Below are 15,046 nucleotides of genomic sequence, written 5' to 3' on the forward strand. Positions count from 1 at the left end.
GGCCGTCAGTGGGCCGCCACGACGACCGCCGAGGTCGTCACGTCGCCGAGCCGCGCCGGCCGTACCACCACGAACAGGACGGCGACCGCGGCCACCATACCGCCGGCCACGACCACGGCCATGGCCACGATCCCGGTGCCGAGCACCCCGACGAGGGGCGCGGCCAGCGCGCCGACGCCGAACTGCACCGCGCCGAGCATCGCCGCGGCGGTGCCGGCCGCCTCGCCGTGCCGGGACAGCGCGAGCGCCGGCGCGTTCGGCATGGCGAGCCCCGCCGCGGCCAGGACCAGCCACAACGAGGCCAGGACGGCCACCAGGCCACCGACGCCGGTGACGGCGAAGGCGAGCAGCACGAGGCCGGCCACGGTGCCGCCGAGCAGGGACGCGACGAGGATCCGCTGCGGCGAGTACCGCCGCAGCAGCCGTACGTTCAGCTGTGTGGCCGTGATCAGGCCGACGGCGCCGGCGCCGAACACCAGCCCGAACTGCTGCTCGTCGAGGCCGTACTGCTCCTGGAAGACGAACGACGATCCGGCCACGTACGCGAACAGCGCCGCCATGGCGAGGCCCGCGACCAGGACCAGACCCACGAACGTACGGTCGCGCAGCAGGACGCCGTACACGCGGGCGGTGGCCGCCACGCCGCCCCGGCGCCGGGCGGCGGGCGGCAGGGTCTCCGGCAGGCGGAGCGCCGCGACCGTGACCAGCAGCACGCCGAACACCGCGAGCGCCACGAAGACGCCCCGCCAGTCCGACCAGCGCAGCAGGGCGCTGCCCAGCGTCGGGGCGAGGATCGGCGCCACACCCATGACGAGCATCAGGCGGGAGAACAGCCGGGCGAAGGCGGAGCCGCTGAACAGGTCCCGGACGACCGCCATCGCGACCACCGAGGCGGCTGCCACGCCCAGGCCCTGCAACAACCGCAGCACACCGACGACGGCGATGTCCGGCGCGACGACGCACAGCGCCGACGCCACGATGTGCAGCGCGATGCCGGCGAGCAGCGGCGCCCGTCGGCCCACCGCGTCGGACAGCGGACCGATCAGCAACTGACCGAAGGCGAGCCCCGCGAGGGTGCCGGTGAGGGTCAGTTGGACGGCCGAGGGCGTCGTGTGAAGGTCCGCCGCGATGTCGGGGAGCGCGGGCAGGTACATGTCGATGGTGAGCGGCCCGATCGCGATCAGCGAGCCGAGCACCAGGACCAGACGCAGCCGCTGTCCGGCCGTCATCAGGTCGCCGGACATCGGGGCCGGGGGCGCGACGTTCCGGGCAGCGGCCGTCATGCCCGCTCTCCCTGTCGGGCGCGGCGTACCGGGGCGGGCTTCCATGTAGCGATCACACCTGCCACCAAATCGCTGGCGGACGATCTCATTCCCCCCGGAGCGGAACGTGCCCCAGCTCACAGGCGTACGCGGGGCCGTCGCCCGCCCCGGGACCGCCCCCCGGGGCCGGGCACTGGCACGATGGCCGGGTGGATCTCGAATCCGGTGCCGGGCTGCTGCACCGCCTGACCTCGTACGCTCCGGACCGCGAGTGGGACGTGCCCGTGGACGACCCACGGGTTCGCCACGACCTGGTCCCGAACGATCCCGCGACGCTGCCGCCGCCGTTGAAGGGCTACCCCGACGGGCTGCCCGTGGTTCCCCTGCCGCGCGACCTGCCCGATCCCGCGGTCCCCGCCACGGCCGTCCTGGCGGGTGTCGCCGCCGACGCGCAGCCCCTCGACGCCGCGCAGCTCGGCCGGGTGCTGTTCCTCGGCGCCGGCGTCGTCCGCACCGCCGTGCGCAACGGCCGCTCGGTCATCTTCCGCGCCGCCGGGTCGGCCGGGGGCCGGTTCCCCCTGGAGCTGTACGCGAGCACCCGCGGCGTGGCCGGGGTCCCGGACGGCGTGCACTGGTACGACCCGGTGCGCCACGCGCTGGTCCAGGTCGCCCCCGCCGCCCACGGGGACGTGACCACGCTCGTCGTCACCGGCGTGCCGTGGCGGACCGGGTGGCGCTACGCCGAGCGCGGCTGGCGGCACCTCTACTGGGACGCGGGCACGCTGCTCTCCCAGCTCACGGCCGCCGCGGCGAGCGCCGGCCTCGCGCCGAGGCTGCGTTCGCTCTTCCCCGACGCCACCGTGCGCCGGCTCGTGGGCGCCGACGGGGTGCACGAATATCCACTGGCCCTGCTCTCGCTGGGCGACGGCAACCCCGCGATCGAGCCGGCCGGCCCGGCGACGGCCGGCGAGCTGCCCCCGGTCGAGCTGCCGCTCTGCACCGCCGCGCAGCGCGCCGGCGAGCGGGACGTCCTCGGCGCACCCTGGCCGGCCGCCCCGGCGCTGCCGGACGCGCCGCCGTCCGACTCCCTCGACGAGGTGGTGCTCCGGCGGGGTTCGCAGCGGCGCATGGACCGGTCGCGCACCCTGCCGCGCCGGCTGCTGGAGTGGCCGCTGGCGGCCGCCCTGCGCGGCGTGACGGTGCCGCACTGGGTCGCGGTGCACGGGGTCGACGGCGTGGCGCCGGGCGTCTACCGGTGGCCCGACCTGTCGAGCCCGGTGCGGGCGGCGGAGCTGCGCGGCGAGCTGCTCCGCGTCTGCCTCGACCAGTCGCTGGCGGCGGACGCGGCCTACGTCGTCGTCGCGGCCACCCCCGTGACCGCGCTCGACGACCGCACCTACCGGGACGCGCAGCTCGCGGCCGGGCTCGTCGAGGGCCGGCTGCACCTGGCGGCGTACGCGCTGGGCGCGAGCGCCTCGGGCATGACCTTCCTGGACTCGGAGGTGCCCGGCCTGCTGGGCGCGCCCGGCGACCTCGCGGCGCTCCTGTTCACCTGCGTGGGCGTGCCGGAGTACGCGTCCCGTCCCGGTGGCCGGCCGGGTGCGCCGGTGGAGGTCCGTCCGGTGGTCCCCCGCCTCGGCGAGGCATGACCGCACCGCCCCGGCGGGCCGGTGTCGGACCCTCGTGGTTCACTCGCGCGGACAGCAGCACGCCCGCGGGCTGAGGAGGACCGTGTCGAGCACCATCCAGCCCCCGAGCCGGGCCCGGGACAGGTACCTCGCGCTGGTCGTCGTGGCGCTCGGTCTCACCTACGGCTACGACGGCGGCGTGATGGCCGGAGCGCAGCTCTTCGTGACCGCCGACCTGGGCCTGTCCACGACGCAACAGGGCACGCTGCACGCCAGCCCGGCGGTGGGCCTGATCCTGGGCACGCTGGCCGCGGCGCGCCTGGCCGACCGGCACGGCCGCACACGCACGCTGCTCCTGACGGCCATCGGGTTCGCGCTGGTGGCCGCCGCGTCGCCGGTGGTGGCGCACCTGGTGTGGCTGGACGCCACCCGGCTGCTGCTCGGCGTCGGCATGGGCGTGATCCTGGTGGTGACACCGATCTTCATCGCCGAGTCCGCCTCGGCGGCGGCCCGGGGGCGGATCGGCGTCCTCTACCAGGTCGCGACCGTGACCGGGATCGCCACCGCGCTGCTCGTCTCCTACGGCCTGGCGGAGAGCCGGAGCTGGCGGATCATGCTGTGGGGGTCGGCGGTGCTCGCGGCGGTCGTCGTCGCGGTCCTGGCGCCAGTGCCCGAGACGCCGCACGGGGAGCGGGTACGGGCCACCCGTCGGTCAACCGGGGCCGTCGGCCGGGGCGGTTTCCCCGTGCTGCGCGAGCTGCTCGGCCCCCGCTACCGCCCGGTGACCGCCTTCGTCCTCACCCTCGGGTTCTTCGCGCAGATGACCGGCGTCAGCGCGGTCGGCAACTTCAGTCCCCGGATTTTCCAGGGAATGGGGTACGAGGGCTACTTCGCGCTCCTCGTGGTGCCCGCGCTCATCCAGGTCGCGGGCCTGCTCGCGGCGCTGGGCTCGACGTTCACCGTGGACCGCCTGGGCCGGCGGGCGACACTGCTGATCGGCACCGGCGTGATGACGGCGGGCCACGCCCTGCTCGCCGTCACGTTCGCCACGGGCGGCCGGGCGCCACTCGCCGGCCTGCTCGGCCTGGTCGTCTTCGCGATCGGTTTCAACAGCGGCTTCGGCGCGCTCATCTGGGTGTACGCGGCCGAGGGGTACGACGACCGGCTGCGCAGCGCCGGCACCACGGCCATGCTGCTGCCGAACCTGCTGGCCAACCTCCTGTTGGCGCAGTTCTTCCTCAGCGCGTTCACGGTCCTGGGCGGTGCGGCCACCTTCGGGCTGCTGGCCGGCGTGACCGTCCTGGCCTGGTTGTTCATCCTGCGCTACGCGCCCGAGACCCGCGGCCGGACGCTGGAGGAGATCCACGGCTACTGGCAGCACGGCCGCCGGTGGCCGGCCGACGGCGATCGGCCACAGCCGACGCCGGTCACGCCGGCCGCCCGGCCCTGACGCACCGCCGCGGGCGGCCGCGCCGCACGGAACCGGCCGGGCGCCACGACCGCGACGCGCGGACCGGCGGCACACGGACCGGCGGCACACGGACGGGCCGCTCGGCCGGTGACGCGGGACCGGCCGGTCCCGGCGTCGTCACGGCACGGCGGCGGCGGTCACGTCCTGGTCGGCGGCGATCCGCAGGGCCTGCACCAGCCTGCGGTAGAGCTCGTCGGCGGCGAGCAGTTCGCCGTGCGTGCCCTGGGCCCGGATGCGGCCGTGCTCCAGCACGATGATCCGGTCCGCGTCGAGCACGGTGGAGAGCCGGTGGGCGATGGTGACCACGGCGCCCGCCGCGGCGCGCTGCCGGATGCACTCGTGCAGGGCTGCCTCGGTGAGGCCGTCGAGCTGGGCGGTCGCCTCGTCGAGCAGCAGGACGTCCGGGGTGCGCAGCATGGCGCGGGCGAGCGCGATGCGCTGCCGCTGCCCGCCGGAGACCTCCGAGGACGCCAGCGGCGTGTCCAGCCCGTCCGGCAGCGAGTCGACCTTCTCGTCCAGCTGGACGGCGCGCAGCACCTCCCGGATCTCGGCGTCGGTGGCGTCGGGGTGGGCGAAGCGCAGGTTGTCGCGGATGGTGCCGGGCACGACCGGGGTCTCCTGCTCGACGTACGCGAGCCGGGCGCGGATCTGGTCGTGGGTGTAGCCGCGGTAGGGGCGACCGTCGAGCAGCAGCTGGCCCTGCTCCGGTTCGAGGAAGCGGAGGATGAGGGAGAAGAGGGTCGTCTTGCCGGCGCCGGAGGGCCCGACGACGGCGGTGTGCCCCCGACGGGGGATCTCCAGGTCGATCCCGCGTACGGCGGGTGGGGCGTCCGGGCCGTAGCGGGCCGTGACGCCCCGGAAGGCGAGGATCGGCTGGTCGGCGTCGACGGCCGGCCGGTGCCCCGGCAGCGGCGCGGCGACCGGGGCGGCGGCCTCGACGCCGATCGCGTCGACCTCGCGGATCCGGCCGGCCGCCGCGATGCCGGCCTGCAACGCCGTGACGTTCTGGGTCAGCTCGGTGATGGGCCCCATGAGCTGGAAGGTGTAGAGCAGGAAGGCGATCAGGCTGGAGATCTCCAGCAGGCCCCGGTCGGCACGCCAGGCGCCGATGCCGAGGATCGCGATGACGGCCAGTTGGATGCCCGTCCAGGCGATCGTCCAGACGGACGCCGTGACCCGCGCCGCGCGTACGCTGTGCGCCGCCGCGTCCCGCGCCTCGGAGACGACGCGCTCACTCAACCGCGCCTCGGCGCGGCTGGCCTTGACCGTCCGGATCGCGCGGATCGCGCCCTCCAGCGTCCCGCCCAGCCGGCCCACCGACTCCTGCGCGGCCGTGGTCGCCTTCCCGATCGACGGCAGGAGCGCCCCCATGATCGCCGCGACGACGACCACCGCCGCGATGGTGCAGCCGAGCAGGAAGAGGTCGAGCACACCCATCAGCACGAGCGTGCCGACCAGCGCGATGGCGCTGTTCACCAGGCCGACGATGCTGCCGGACGCCTGGTGCAGCAGGGCGGCGTCCGAGGTGACCCGGGTGACCAGCTCGCCGCCGGGCCGGCGGTTCAGGTCACCGACGCGGGCGCGGAAGTAGCGGCCGATCATGGCGGTGCGCGCGTCGAGCACGATCTGCTCGGCGAGGGTGCCGAGGAGCCGCCACTGCCACAGGGAGATGGCCGCGCCGACGACGACGAGAGCGAGGAGGACCCCGATCGGGCGGGTCATCGGCTCACCGGAGCCGAGGGTGTCGAGGACCCACTTGGTCACCATCGGCGTGGCGAGCCCGGCCGCGTTGGCGGCGAGGCCCAGCACGAGGCCGAGGACCATCGTGGCCCGGTGCGGGGCGAGGAAGGACAGGAGCACCCGCAGGCGCGGCAGGGACGTCGTGGTGGACGGCATGACCCGATTGGAACATCGCTGTTCCGTTTCGGGCAACCTGTTTGTCGTATCAGCGCGTTGCTATCCTTCTCCGGTGACGGAGGCGCAGGTGACCGGCAGCCGGGCGCGGACCCGGCAGGCCATCATCGACGCGGCGATCGAGGTGCTCGGCCGGAACCCGGCGGCGTCCCTCGGCGACATCGCCGCCGCCGCCGAGGTGGGTCGCACCACCCTGCACCGCTACTTCACCGAGCGGTCCGACCTGATCAAGGCGGTGAGCGCCGAGGCCAGCGCCCGGCTGGACCGGGCCACCGCCGCGGCGCGGATGACCGACGGCACGGGAGCGTCCGCCGTCCGCCGCCTCTGCGCGGAGTATTTCGACCTGGGCAGCGTGCTGTCGCTGCTCTTCGCCAGCGAGCTGGTCTCGGCCGACCCCACCTGCGGCGAGCCCGTCGGCTGCGACCCGGACTTCGCCGCGATGGTCGAACGCGGCCACCGGGACGGCACGATCGATCCCGAGCTGCCCGCCGACTGGGTGCAGAGCCTCATCTGGTCACAGCTCTACGCCGGCTGGTCCTACCGGGCCGAGACGGGCGCGTCGCGACACGAGGTGCTGCGCCTCGTCCTGCGCACCGTCGACGGCGCGATCGCCGTCAGGGCTGCCTGACCGCGCCGCCTGGCGGTGGCCGCCACGCCGCCGGCACCGGCCGGGAGGCGCCTCACCCGCCCAGCCGTTGCCGGGCCAGGAACTTCGGCACGACCATCCGCCACGCCTCGGTCACCAGCTCGGTCATGTGGTCGTGGTCGAGCCGGGCCAGGTGGCAGCAGACCCAGTGGAACCGCAGGTCGGACGGGCGCGGCAGGAAGAACACGTCCGGCTCGGCCGCGACGAGGGCGTCGCGCTCCTCCTTCGGGTAGCCGAACCCCATCGTCGTCTCGTCACGACTGAACGCCACGTAGACGATCGACCCGACCCGGAACTTCACCCGGTCGTGGATCAGGTGCTCGCTGGTGCGGGGCAGCGTGCGGGCCAGGGCCCGGACGTCGGCGACGGTCACCACGGCAGCACCGTAGCGACCGCCACCGACAGTCCTGCTGCTACCGCTCCCCCACCGGGCTCACGGTGGGCAGCCCGAGGCCCTCGATCGCGGCCGCCACCAGCTCCTCCGGGCGCAGCGACACGTCGAGCACCAGCACGGACTCGTCCGGCTCGGCCGGCTCCAACGTGGCGAGCTGCGACTCGAGCAGGCTCGCCGGCATGAAGTGGCCCGTGCGCCGGGCCATCCGGTCCCGGATGACCTCCGCTGCCCCGTCGAGGTGCACGAAGTCCACGCCGGGCGGCCCCTGACGCAGCACGTCGCGGTACGAGCGGCGCAGCGCCGAGCAGGCCAGCACCGTCGACCGGCCCTCCGCGCTGCGGGCGGCCATCCAGTCGGCCAGGTCGCGCAGCCACGGCCAGCGGGCGGCGTCGTCCAGCGGCACCCCGGCCCGCATCCGCGCGACGTTCGTCGCCGTGTGGAACTCGTCCGCCTCGGCGAACAACCACCCGGTCGCCGCGCCGATCCCCCGGGCCACGGTGGTCTTGCCGGCGCCGGAGACGCCCATCACCACCACGTGCCGGGTCGGGTGGTGCTCACCAGTCATGGACCGTGCCGTCCTTGAGCCGGTTGAACGGGAGGTAGGCCGGCACGTACGGGAACGTGGCGGCGGCCGCCTCGTCGAGCTCGACGCCGAGGCCGGGCTGCTCTCCCGGGTGCAGGTAGCCGTCGGTGAAGGTGAACGACTGCCGGAACACCTCGTTGGTGAGCGCGCCGTGCCGCATGTACTCCTGGATGCCGAAGTTGTGGATCGCGAGGTCCAGGTGCAGGGCGGCGGCCATGCCCACCGGGGAGATGTCGGTGGGGCCGTGGATGCCCGACTTGATCTGGTACTGGGCGGCGAAGTCGAGCAGCTTGCGCATCGCGGTGATGCCGCCGGTGTGGGTGACCGCGGAGCGGACGTAGTCGATCAGCTGCTCCCGGATGAGCGTCTGGTAGTCCCACACGGTGTTGAAGACCTCGCCGATGGCGAGCGGCGTGGTCGTGTGCTGCCGCACCAGCCGAAGCGCCTCCTGGTTCTCCGCCGGGGTGCAGTCCTCCAGCCAGAACAGGTCGTACGGCTCGAGGGCCTTGCCCAGCTTGGCCGCCTGGATCGGCGTCATCCGGTGGTGACCGTCGTGCAGCAGCGGCAGCTCCGGGCCGAACTCGTTGCGTACGGCCTCGAAGACGCCGGGGAGGTGACGCAGGTAGGAGCGGGTGTCCCAGTCCTCCTCGGCGGGCAGCGGGGTGCGCTGCGCCGGCTCGTAGTCGTACCGCTTGCCGTCCACACTGGGCTGGGCGGCCACGCCGTAGACGGCGTTGATGCCCGGCACGGAGGTCTGCACGCGGATCGACTTGAAGCCCTCGTCGAGGTGGCGGCGGATCGAGTCGAACAGCTCCGGCAGGTCGCGGCCGGAGGCGTGTCCGTACGCCATGATGCCCGTGCGGGACGCGCCGCCCAGCAGCTGGTAGAGCGGCATCCCGGCGGCCTTGGCCTTGATGTCCCACAGGGCGACGTCCACGGCGGCGATGGCCGCCATGGTGACCGGCCCGCGCCGCCAGTACGCCGAGCGGTAGAGGAACTGCCAGGTGTCCTCGATGCGGTGCGGGTCCCGCCCGATGAGCAGCGGGACGACGTGGTCGCGCAGGTACGACGCGACGCTCAGCTCCCGGCCGTTGAGGGTGCCGTCGCCCAGGCCGGTGAGCCCCTCGTCGGTGGTGATCTTCAGGGTGACGAAGTTGCGGTCCGGGCTGGTGACGATGACGTCGGCAGCAACGATCTTCACGAGGGGTGGTGCCTTTCTGCAGGTGGTACGGCGGCTAGCGGAGGACGCTGCCCGCCTCGTGACCGTCGAGGAGGGAGAGTTCGGCGCGGCGCGGCAGACCCTCGCAGTCGCCCCGCGTGGAGACCGCGAAGGCGCCCAGGGTGGCCGCCCGCCGCAACCGGCCGGCCAGGTCCAGACCGTCGAACCAGCCCGAGAGGTAGCCGGCGGTGAACGCGTCCCCCGCCCCGACGGTGTCGACGGCGGTGACCCGGAGCACGCCGCTGTGCTCCACGCCGTCGGCGGTGTGTGCCCGGGCGCCGTCGGCGCCCAGCTTGACCAGCACGGTCTCCACCCCGCGCCGGAGCAGGTCGGCCACCACGACCGCCTCGTCCGCTCCCGGCTCGCCGACCAGGTCCAGCTCGTCGGCGGAGGCGATCACGATCGAGGCGTGCGCGGCCAGCGGGGTGAGCACCTCCCGGGCCGCCTCCCGCGACCAGAGGCGGGCGCGGTAGTTGACGTCGAGGCAGACCGGGATCCCGGCCGCCGAGGCGGTCTCGGCCGCCCACCGGGTCGCCTCTCGCGCACTGTCGGAGAGCGCCGGGGTGATGCCGGTCAGGTGCAGCATCCGCGCCCCGGCGGCGAGGGACGCCTTCACGTCCTCCACGCCGATGGCCGAGCCCGCCGAGCCGGCCCGGTAGTACTGCACCCGGGTGAGGTCGGCGGAGCGGTGCTCCAGGAACATGAGGCCGGTCTGCCGCTCGGCGTCCCGGGTGACCCCGTCGACGGCGACGCCCTCGGCCCGCAGTTGGCGCAGCACGAACTCGCCGAACTCGTCGGTGCTGACCCGCCCCACCCAGGCCGCGCGGTGGCCCAGCCGGGCCACCCCGACGGCCACGTTGGACTCGGCGCCGGCCAGGTGCATGCTCAGCGTTCCCCCGACGGCGAGCGGCCCGGCCGCCCGCATCGACACCATCGCCTCGCCGAAGGTGAGCAGGTCCACGGCGCTCATGCCGCCACCGCCGCGAGGTAGGTGCGCGCCCGCTCCCGCAGGGCGTCGAGGTCACCGCCGGAGGCGGCGTCACCGACCAGCGGCCCACCGACACCGACCGCGATGGCGCCCGCCGCGAGGTAGCCCGGCACGTCGGCCAGGCCGACCCCGCCGACCGCCACGAACGGGATGTCCGGGAACGGGTCGCGGACCGCCCTGAGGTACGCGGGCCCGCCCACCGACGCCGGGAACAGCTTGACCGCCGAGGCGCCCATCCGCACGGCGGTGTACGCCTCCGTCGGGGTGAACGCCCCCGCGGCGACCGGGAGGTCGCGGCGGGCCGCCTCGGCGATGGACTCCACCACGGCCGGGGTCACCACGAACTGCGCGCCCGCGGCGACCACGTCCGCGACGTCGGCGGCGGTGAGGACGGTACCCGCGCCGACCAGCGAGCCGGCGGGGGCGGCCGCGCGCAGCGCCGCGACGGCGCGGGGGGCGTCCGGCGTGGTGAGGGCGACCTCGACGATGCGTACGCCCTCCTCCAGCAGGGCGGTGCCGGCGGCGATGGCACCGGCCGTGGAGGTGCCGCGGATGACGGCGAGGATGCGGGCCGCCCGGAGTTCGGCGGTGAGGTTGAGGATCATGGGTTCACCATTCCGCATAGGAGCCGTCGCGGTGCCGCCAGGTCGGGCTGCGCCAGGCGTGGCCGCGCTTGTCCGCGGTACGCACCGCGTGCTCGTCGATCTCGATACCGAGGCCGGGTGCCCGCAGCCGCTCGACGTACCCGTCGACGAACGTCAACGGGGTCTTGTCGAGGCAGTAGTCGAGCACCTCGGCGCCGAGGTTGTAGTGGATGCCGATGCTCTGCTCCTGGATCAGGTAGTTCGTCGTGGCGAACCCGACCTGGAGACAGGCGGCCAGGGCGATCGGACCGAGCGGGCAGTGCGGGGCGAGCTGCACGTCGTACGCCTCCGCCAGCGCGGCGATCTTGCGCACCTCGGTGATGCCGCCGGCGTGCGAGAGGTCCGGCTGGGCGACCGCGATGCCGGCCTGGAGCACGGGCAGGAACTCCTGCCGGTTGTAGAGCCGCTCGCCGGTGGAGACCGGCGTGCTGGTGGCACGGACGAACTCACCGATCAGGTGGGAGTTCTCCGGGACCACCGGCTCCTCGAGGAAGAACGGCCGGTACGGCTCGAGCAGCGGGGCGATGCGGCGGGAGTTGGCGAGGGTGAACCGGCCGTGGAAGTCGACCGCGACGTCCCGCTCCTCGCCGAGCACCTCGCGCGCGGCGGCCACCCGCCGCACCACCTGGTCGATCTCGGCGACCGAGGCGACCGGGCTCATCCGCCCGGACGCGTTCATCTTCACCGCGGTGAGGCCCGACTCGACGGCGGCGGCGATGTGGTCGCGCACCTCGGCGGGCTCGTCGCCGCCGACCCAGCCGTAGACCCGGATGCGGTCGCGCACCGGCCCGCCGAGCAACTGGTGCACGGGGGCGCCGAAGTGCTTGCCCGCGATGTCCCAGAGCGCCTGGTCGAGCCCGGCGACGGCGCTGGCGAGGATCGGCCCGCCCCGGTAGAACGCGGACTTGGTCATCACCTGCCAGTGGTCCTCGATGCGCAGCGCGTCCCGGCCGACGAGCAGCTCGCTGAGCTGCTCGACGGCGGTGCGGACGGTCTCCGACCGGCCCTCGCAGGTGGCCTCGCCCCAGCCGACGACGCCGGACGCGGTCTCCACCCGGACGAACAGCCAGCGGGGCGCGACGAGGAAGGTCTCCACCCGTTCGATCGTCGTCATGACGTCCTCAACCCTTCGTGGCGCCGGCGGTGAGGCCGGAGACGACGTACTTCTGCACGAACAGGGCGATCACCATGATCGGCAGGGTGACCACGGTGGCCGCCGCCATGAGGCCACCCCAGTCGATGCTCGCGTACCCGACGAAGTCGAAGATCGCCACCGGGAGCGTCTTCGTGTCGGCGTCGGAGAGCACGAGGGCGAACATGAAGTTGTTCCAGGAGAAGATGAACGACAGGATGCCGGCGGTGGCGATGCCGGGCACGGCCAGCGGCAGCGAGATGCGCCGGAACGCGCCGATGTGGGTCAGCCCGTCGACGAGCGCCGCCTCCTCCAGTTCGGTCGGCAGCCCGTCGAAGTAGCCCATCATGATGTAGACGATCAACGGCAGCGACACGAACATGTGGCTCAGGATGAGCACCGAGAACCCGCCGACCATGCGCAGGTTCGAGAAGACGTAGTACCACGGCACGAGGAGCGAGACACCGGGGATCACCCGGGCCATGAGCACCACGAGGGCGGAGCGGCGCATGCTGAACCGGCTCATCGAGTACGCGGCGGGCACGCCGAGGATGAGCGAGAGGACGGTCGCGGCGAACGCCACCCAGAGGCTGTTGCCGATGAACTCGACGTAGTTGGCCCGCTGGAGGACGTTCGTGTAGTTGTCCAGCGTGGGCGAGAAGACGAACGCCTTGGCGCTGTCGTAGATGTCGACGTTGGTCTTGAACGACGCCGAGATCATCCAGAGCAGCGGCGCGAGCAGCACGATCACCACGAGGGTGATGGCCACCGCCCGGAAGGTCTTGTACGGCCGGCCCGGTCTCATCGCTCCAGCCCCTTCTTGCGGTAGGTCAGGGCCCACATCGCCCCGATGATGATCAGGAAGAAGATGATGAGGACCGTCGACGAGACGCCGTAGTCGTTGTAGTCGAAGCTGAGCCCGTACGCGTACACGTTGAGGGTCTCCACCTCGTGGAACGACCCGCCGCCGCGGCCCTTGGTGGCGTAGAGGATGTCGAACGTCTTCAACGCGTCGATGCCCCGCAGCAGGATCGCGACGATCACCGTGGGCATCAGCAGCGGCAGCGTGACGTGCCGGAACCGCTGCCAGGTGCTGGCGCCGTCGATGAGCGCGGCCTCCTGCGGCTCGTCGGAGAGCGAGGTCAGCCCGGCGAGCAGGATGAGCACGACCATCGGCGTCCACTGCCAGATGTCGATGAACATCGTGGTCGGCAGCGCCGTGTGCTGGCCGGAGAGCCACGGCTGCGGGCCGATGCCGACCCAGCCGAGCAGCTGGTTGGCCATACCGATGTTCGGGTCGAAGATCAGGCGCCACATCATGCCGACGGCGACCGGGGTGGCGACCAGCGGCAGCAGGATCGCCACGCGCACCCACCGCTCACCGCGGAACGGGCGCCACAGCAGTAGCGCGATCGCCATGCCGAGGACGATCTCGAACAGGAGCACGACACCGGTGAAGGCGACCGTACGCCACACCGCCGGCCAGAACCGGTCGGTGTCGGCGAGCACGTCGAGGTAGTTCTGGATGCCGACGAACTCGCTCTCGGCGCGTACCGAGCCCTCGGCGTCGGTCAGGCTGAGGTACCCGGTCCAGGCCACCGGGAAGACGATCAGCACGGCGACGAAGATCATGGCCGGCGCGGCGAAGAGCCACTTGCGGTGGGCGTTGGCCCAGCGCGACCAGGCCGACCCCTCCGGAAGCACCGGACGGGCCTCGGGTGATGTGGTGACGGGGGTGGTGACGGTGGACATGGGGTCTCCGGGGTCGCAGGGGCCGGGACCGGCGGTGGCGGGGCGCTCGGCCCCGCCACCGTCGCGGTCGGGCTACTTCGCCTCGTCGTCGAGGAACTTCTGGAACGCCTCGTTCGCCGTGTCCGCCGAGGCGGACGAGTCCTTGCCGGTGATCGCGTCGACGATCGGCTGGCCGACGATCTCACGCGCCTCCGCGACCTTCACGACCAGCGGCCGGTCGTGGCCGATCCCGTTGGCGGTGCTGACGGTGGTCGCCTCGGCCAGGTCCTTCGGGTAGGAGGAGCTGGCCTCCGGGTTGGCCCAGACGGAGGCCCGGGCGCCGGGCACGCCGGCCTTCTGCTGCGCGAGCGCCTGCTCCTTGCCCGCCGCCCACTGGATGAACTTCCAGGCGTTGTCCTTGTTCTCCGAGGCGTCGTTGATGCCCAGCGCCCAGGAGGGGATGTTGTACGGCTTCGAGCCGGCCGGGCCGGCGGGGAACGCCGCGAAGCCGACGGTGTCGGACACCTTGGACTTGGCCGGGTCGGTGGCGTTCTTGTAGAGCGAGTTCGCCTCGGTGTAGAAGGCGGCCTTGCCCTGGGTGAAGATGGCCATCGCCTCGGACCAGCTCATGTCGGTGCTGATGTTCTCCGGGCCGTGGTCGTGCAGCAGGCCGCCGTAGAAGGCGTACGCCTGCTTGGCCTGCGGGGTGTTGACCGACGCCTTGCCACTGGCGTCGACGAAGTCGCCGCCGAAGCTGTAGAGGAAGCTGGAGAACTGGGTGACGGCGGCGGCCTTGCCGGTGCGCGCCACGAAGCCGGCGACGCCGGGGTTGTCGGCCTCGACCTTCGCGGCCTGGGCCTTGAGCTCGTCGAGCGTCTTCGGCGGGGCCGTGAACCCGGACTTCTGCAGCAGGTCCTTGCGGTAGTAGAGGACCTCCTGCTCGGTGATGATCGGCACGCCGACCACCTTGTCCTCGTACGTGGTGGCCTGCACGGGGCCGGGCTGGAAGTCGGCGAACTCGAACGCGCCGTCGGACTTGGCCCGCTCGGTCAGGTCGGCGAGGTAGGCGTTCTTGGCGAACAGCTTCCCCTCCTGCAGCGGCCGGTACATCATCACGTCGATGTCGCTGGAGCCGGCGTTCAGCTTCACGTTGTACTGGTCGGAGAGCTGGTCCTCGCCGAGCTGCGTGACCTCGACCTTCAGGCCGGACTGCTTCTCGAACTCGGGCAGGGCCGCCTTGATGTTCTCCGTCCACACGTGATTCACCAGCGTCACCCGCAGGGTGGTGGACCCCTCGCCGCCGTCGTCGCCGCCGCAGGCGGACAGGCCCAGGGCGACGACCACGGCCAGAGATGTGCCGAGGATCGATCTACGTCGCACGTTTGTCTCTCCTTCTGTCGCGGTCGCTGCCTCGGCGAGGCGCCACCTCGCTGT

The 15,046-nt window shown here is 73.0% G+C and carries 14 protein-coding genes; 3 read left to right on the plus strand and 11 right to left on the minus strand.

The window, feature by feature from the left end; genetic code table 11:
• Positions 1 to 5: 5 nt before the first annotated feature.
• On the minus strand, positions 6 to 1,283 hold the full coding sequence (locus SM573_RS23035; protein ID WP_474617030.1) for a multidrug effflux MFS transporter: 1,278 nt from the start codon (positions 1,281 to 1,283) through the stop codon (positions 6 to 8).
• 188 nt (positions 1,284 to 1,471) lie between these two features.
• Between SM573_RS23035 and SM573_RS23040 the strand changes: the two genes are divergently transcribed.
• Positions 1,472 to 2,911 carry a SagB/ThcOx family dehydrogenase gene (locus SM573_RS23040; protein WP_474617031.1) on the plus strand — a complete coding sequence of 480 codons (1,440 nt, stop codon included), beginning with the start codon at positions 1,472 to 1,474 and terminating at the stop codon, positions 2,909 to 2,911.
• Positions 2,912 to 2,993: 82 nt separating this feature from the next.
• Entirely contained in the window at positions 2,994 to 4,340 is a 1,347-nt protein-coding gene (locus SM573_RS23045) for an MFS transporter (RefSeq protein WP_474617032.1), read from the plus strand.
• A 138-nt stretch (positions 4,341 to 4,478) separates the two neighbouring features.
• On the opposite strand, the gene SM573_RS23050 is transcribed toward SM573_RS23045, so the two are convergent.
• Positions 4,479 to 6,257, minus strand: a complete 1,779-nt coding sequence (locus tag SM573_RS23050) for an ABC transporter ATP-binding protein (protein ID WP_474610645.1) — start codon at positions 6,255 to 6,257, stop codon at positions 4,479 to 4,481.
• A gap of 73 nt (positions 6,258 to 6,330) precedes the next feature.
• On the opposite strand from SM573_RS23050, the gene SM573_RS23055 reads away from it, so the two are divergent.
• Entirely contained in the window at positions 6,331 to 6,903 is a 573-nt protein-coding gene (locus SM573_RS23055) for a TetR/AcrR family transcriptional regulator (RefSeq protein ID WP_474610646.1), read from the plus strand.
• Between the two features lie 52 nt (positions 6,904 to 6,955).
• Here SM573_RS23055 and SM573_RS23060 read toward each other — a convergent pair whose 3' ends face one another.
• The 9 genes from SM573_RS23060 to SM573_RS23100 all read right to left on the minus strand — a co-directional run bounded on the left by SM573_RS23060 (position 6,956) and on the right by SM573_RS23100 (position 14,992).
• Entirely contained in the window at positions 6,956 to 7,297 is a 342-nt protein-coding gene (locus SM573_RS23060; protein WP_474610647.1) for an MmcQ/YjbR family DNA-binding protein, read from the minus strand.
• Positions 7,298 to 7,334: 37 nt separating this feature from the next.
• Positions 7,335 to 7,880 carry a gluconokinase gene (locus tag SM573_RS23065; RefSeq protein ID WP_474617033.1) on the minus strand — a complete coding sequence of 182 codons (546 nt, stop codon included), beginning with the start codon at positions 7,878 to 7,880 and terminating at the stop codon, positions 7,335 to 7,337.
• The gene (gene manD, locus SM573_RS23070; protein WP_474610649.1) at positions 7,870 to 9,099 is read right to left on the minus strand and encodes a D-mannonate dehydratase ManD; all 1,230 of its coding nucleotides are present in this window, start codon (positions 9,097 to 9,099) and stop codon (positions 7,870 to 7,872) included. The genes SM573_RS23065 and manD overlap by 11 nt, the downstream gene beginning before the upstream one ends.
• A gap of 34 nt (positions 9,100 to 9,133) precedes the next feature.
• On the minus strand, positions 9,134 to 10,087 hold the full coding sequence (locus tag SM573_RS23075) for a sugar kinase (protein ID WP_474617034.1): 954 nt from the start codon (positions 10,085 to 10,087) through the stop codon (positions 9,134 to 9,136).
• On the minus strand, positions 10,084 to 10,710 hold the full coding sequence (locus SM573_RS23080) for a bifunctional 4-hydroxy-2-oxoglutarate aldolase/2-dehydro-3-deoxy-phosphogluconate aldolase (protein ID WP_474617035.1): 627 nt from the start codon (positions 10,708 to 10,710) through the stop codon (positions 10,084 to 10,086). Before SM573_RS23080 ends, SM573_RS23075 begins: the two co-directional genes overlap by 4 nt.
• A gap of 4 nt (positions 10,711 to 10,714) precedes the next feature.
• Complete coding sequence (gene dgoD, locus SM573_RS23085; RefSeq protein WP_474610652.1) at positions 10,715 to 11,863, minus strand: galactonate dehydratase; 1,149 nt, start codon at positions 11,861 to 11,863, stop codon at positions 10,715 to 10,717.
• Positions 11,864 to 11,870: 7 nt separating this feature from the next.
• The gene (locus SM573_RS23090) at positions 11,871 to 12,686 is read right to left on the minus strand and encodes a carbohydrate ABC transporter permease (protein ID WP_474610653.1); all 816 of its coding nucleotides are present in this window, start codon (positions 12,684 to 12,686) and stop codon (positions 11,871 to 11,873) included.
• Positions 12,683 to 13,633 carry a carbohydrate ABC transporter permease gene (locus SM573_RS23095; protein ID WP_474610654.1) on the minus strand — a complete coding sequence of 317 codons (951 nt, stop codon included), beginning with the start codon at positions 13,631 to 13,633 and terminating at the stop codon, positions 12,683 to 12,685. Before SM573_RS23095 ends, SM573_RS23090 begins: the two co-directional genes overlap by 4 nt.
• Before the next feature lie 72 nt (positions 13,634 to 13,705).
• Positions 13,706 to 14,992 (minus strand): ABC transporter substrate-binding protein, encoded by a 1,287-nt coding sequence (locus SM573_RS23100; RefSeq protein ID WP_474610655.1) that lies wholly within the window; start codon positions 14,990 to 14,992, stop codon positions 13,706 to 13,708.
• Between the last annotated feature and the right edge of the window lie 54 nt (positions 14,993 to 15,046).

It is taken from the genome of Micromonospora xinjiangensis (assembly GCF_056150165.1).

Excerpts from the sequence above, each read along its gene's own strand:
- SM573_RS23035 (WP_474617030.1), bottom strand. The coding sequence starts at position 1,283 with ATGACGGCCGCTGCCCGGAACGTCGCGCCCCCGGCCCCGATGTCCGGC.
- SM573_RS23050 (WP_474610645.1), bottom strand. The coding sequence starts at position 6,257 with ATGCCGTCCACCACGACGTCCCTGCCGCGCCTGCGGGTGCTCCTGTCC.
- SM573_RS23065 (WP_474617033.1), bottom strand. The coding sequence starts at position 7,880 with ATGACTGGTGAGCACCACCCGACCCGGCACGTGGTGGTGATGGGCGTC.
- SM573_RS23075 (WP_474617034.1), bottom strand. The coding sequence starts at position 10,087 with ATGAGCGCCGTGGACCTGCTCACCTTCGGCGAGGCGATGGTGTCGATG.
- SM573_RS23080 (WP_474617035.1), bottom strand. The coding sequence starts at position 10,710 with ATGATCCTCAACCTCACCGCCGAACTCCGGGCGGCCCGCATCCTCGCC.
- dgoD (WP_474610652.1), bottom strand. The coding sequence starts at position 11,863 with ATGACGACGATCGAACGGGTGGAGACCTTCCTCGTCGCGCCCCGCTGG.
- SM573_RS23090 (WP_474610653.1), bottom strand. The coding sequence starts at position 12,686 with ATGAGACCGGGCCGGCCGTACAAGACCTTCCGGGCGGTGGCCATCACC.
- SM573_RS23095 (WP_474610654.1), bottom strand. The coding sequence starts at position 13,633 with ATGTCCACCGTCACCACCCCCGTCACCACATCACCCGAGGCCCGTCCG.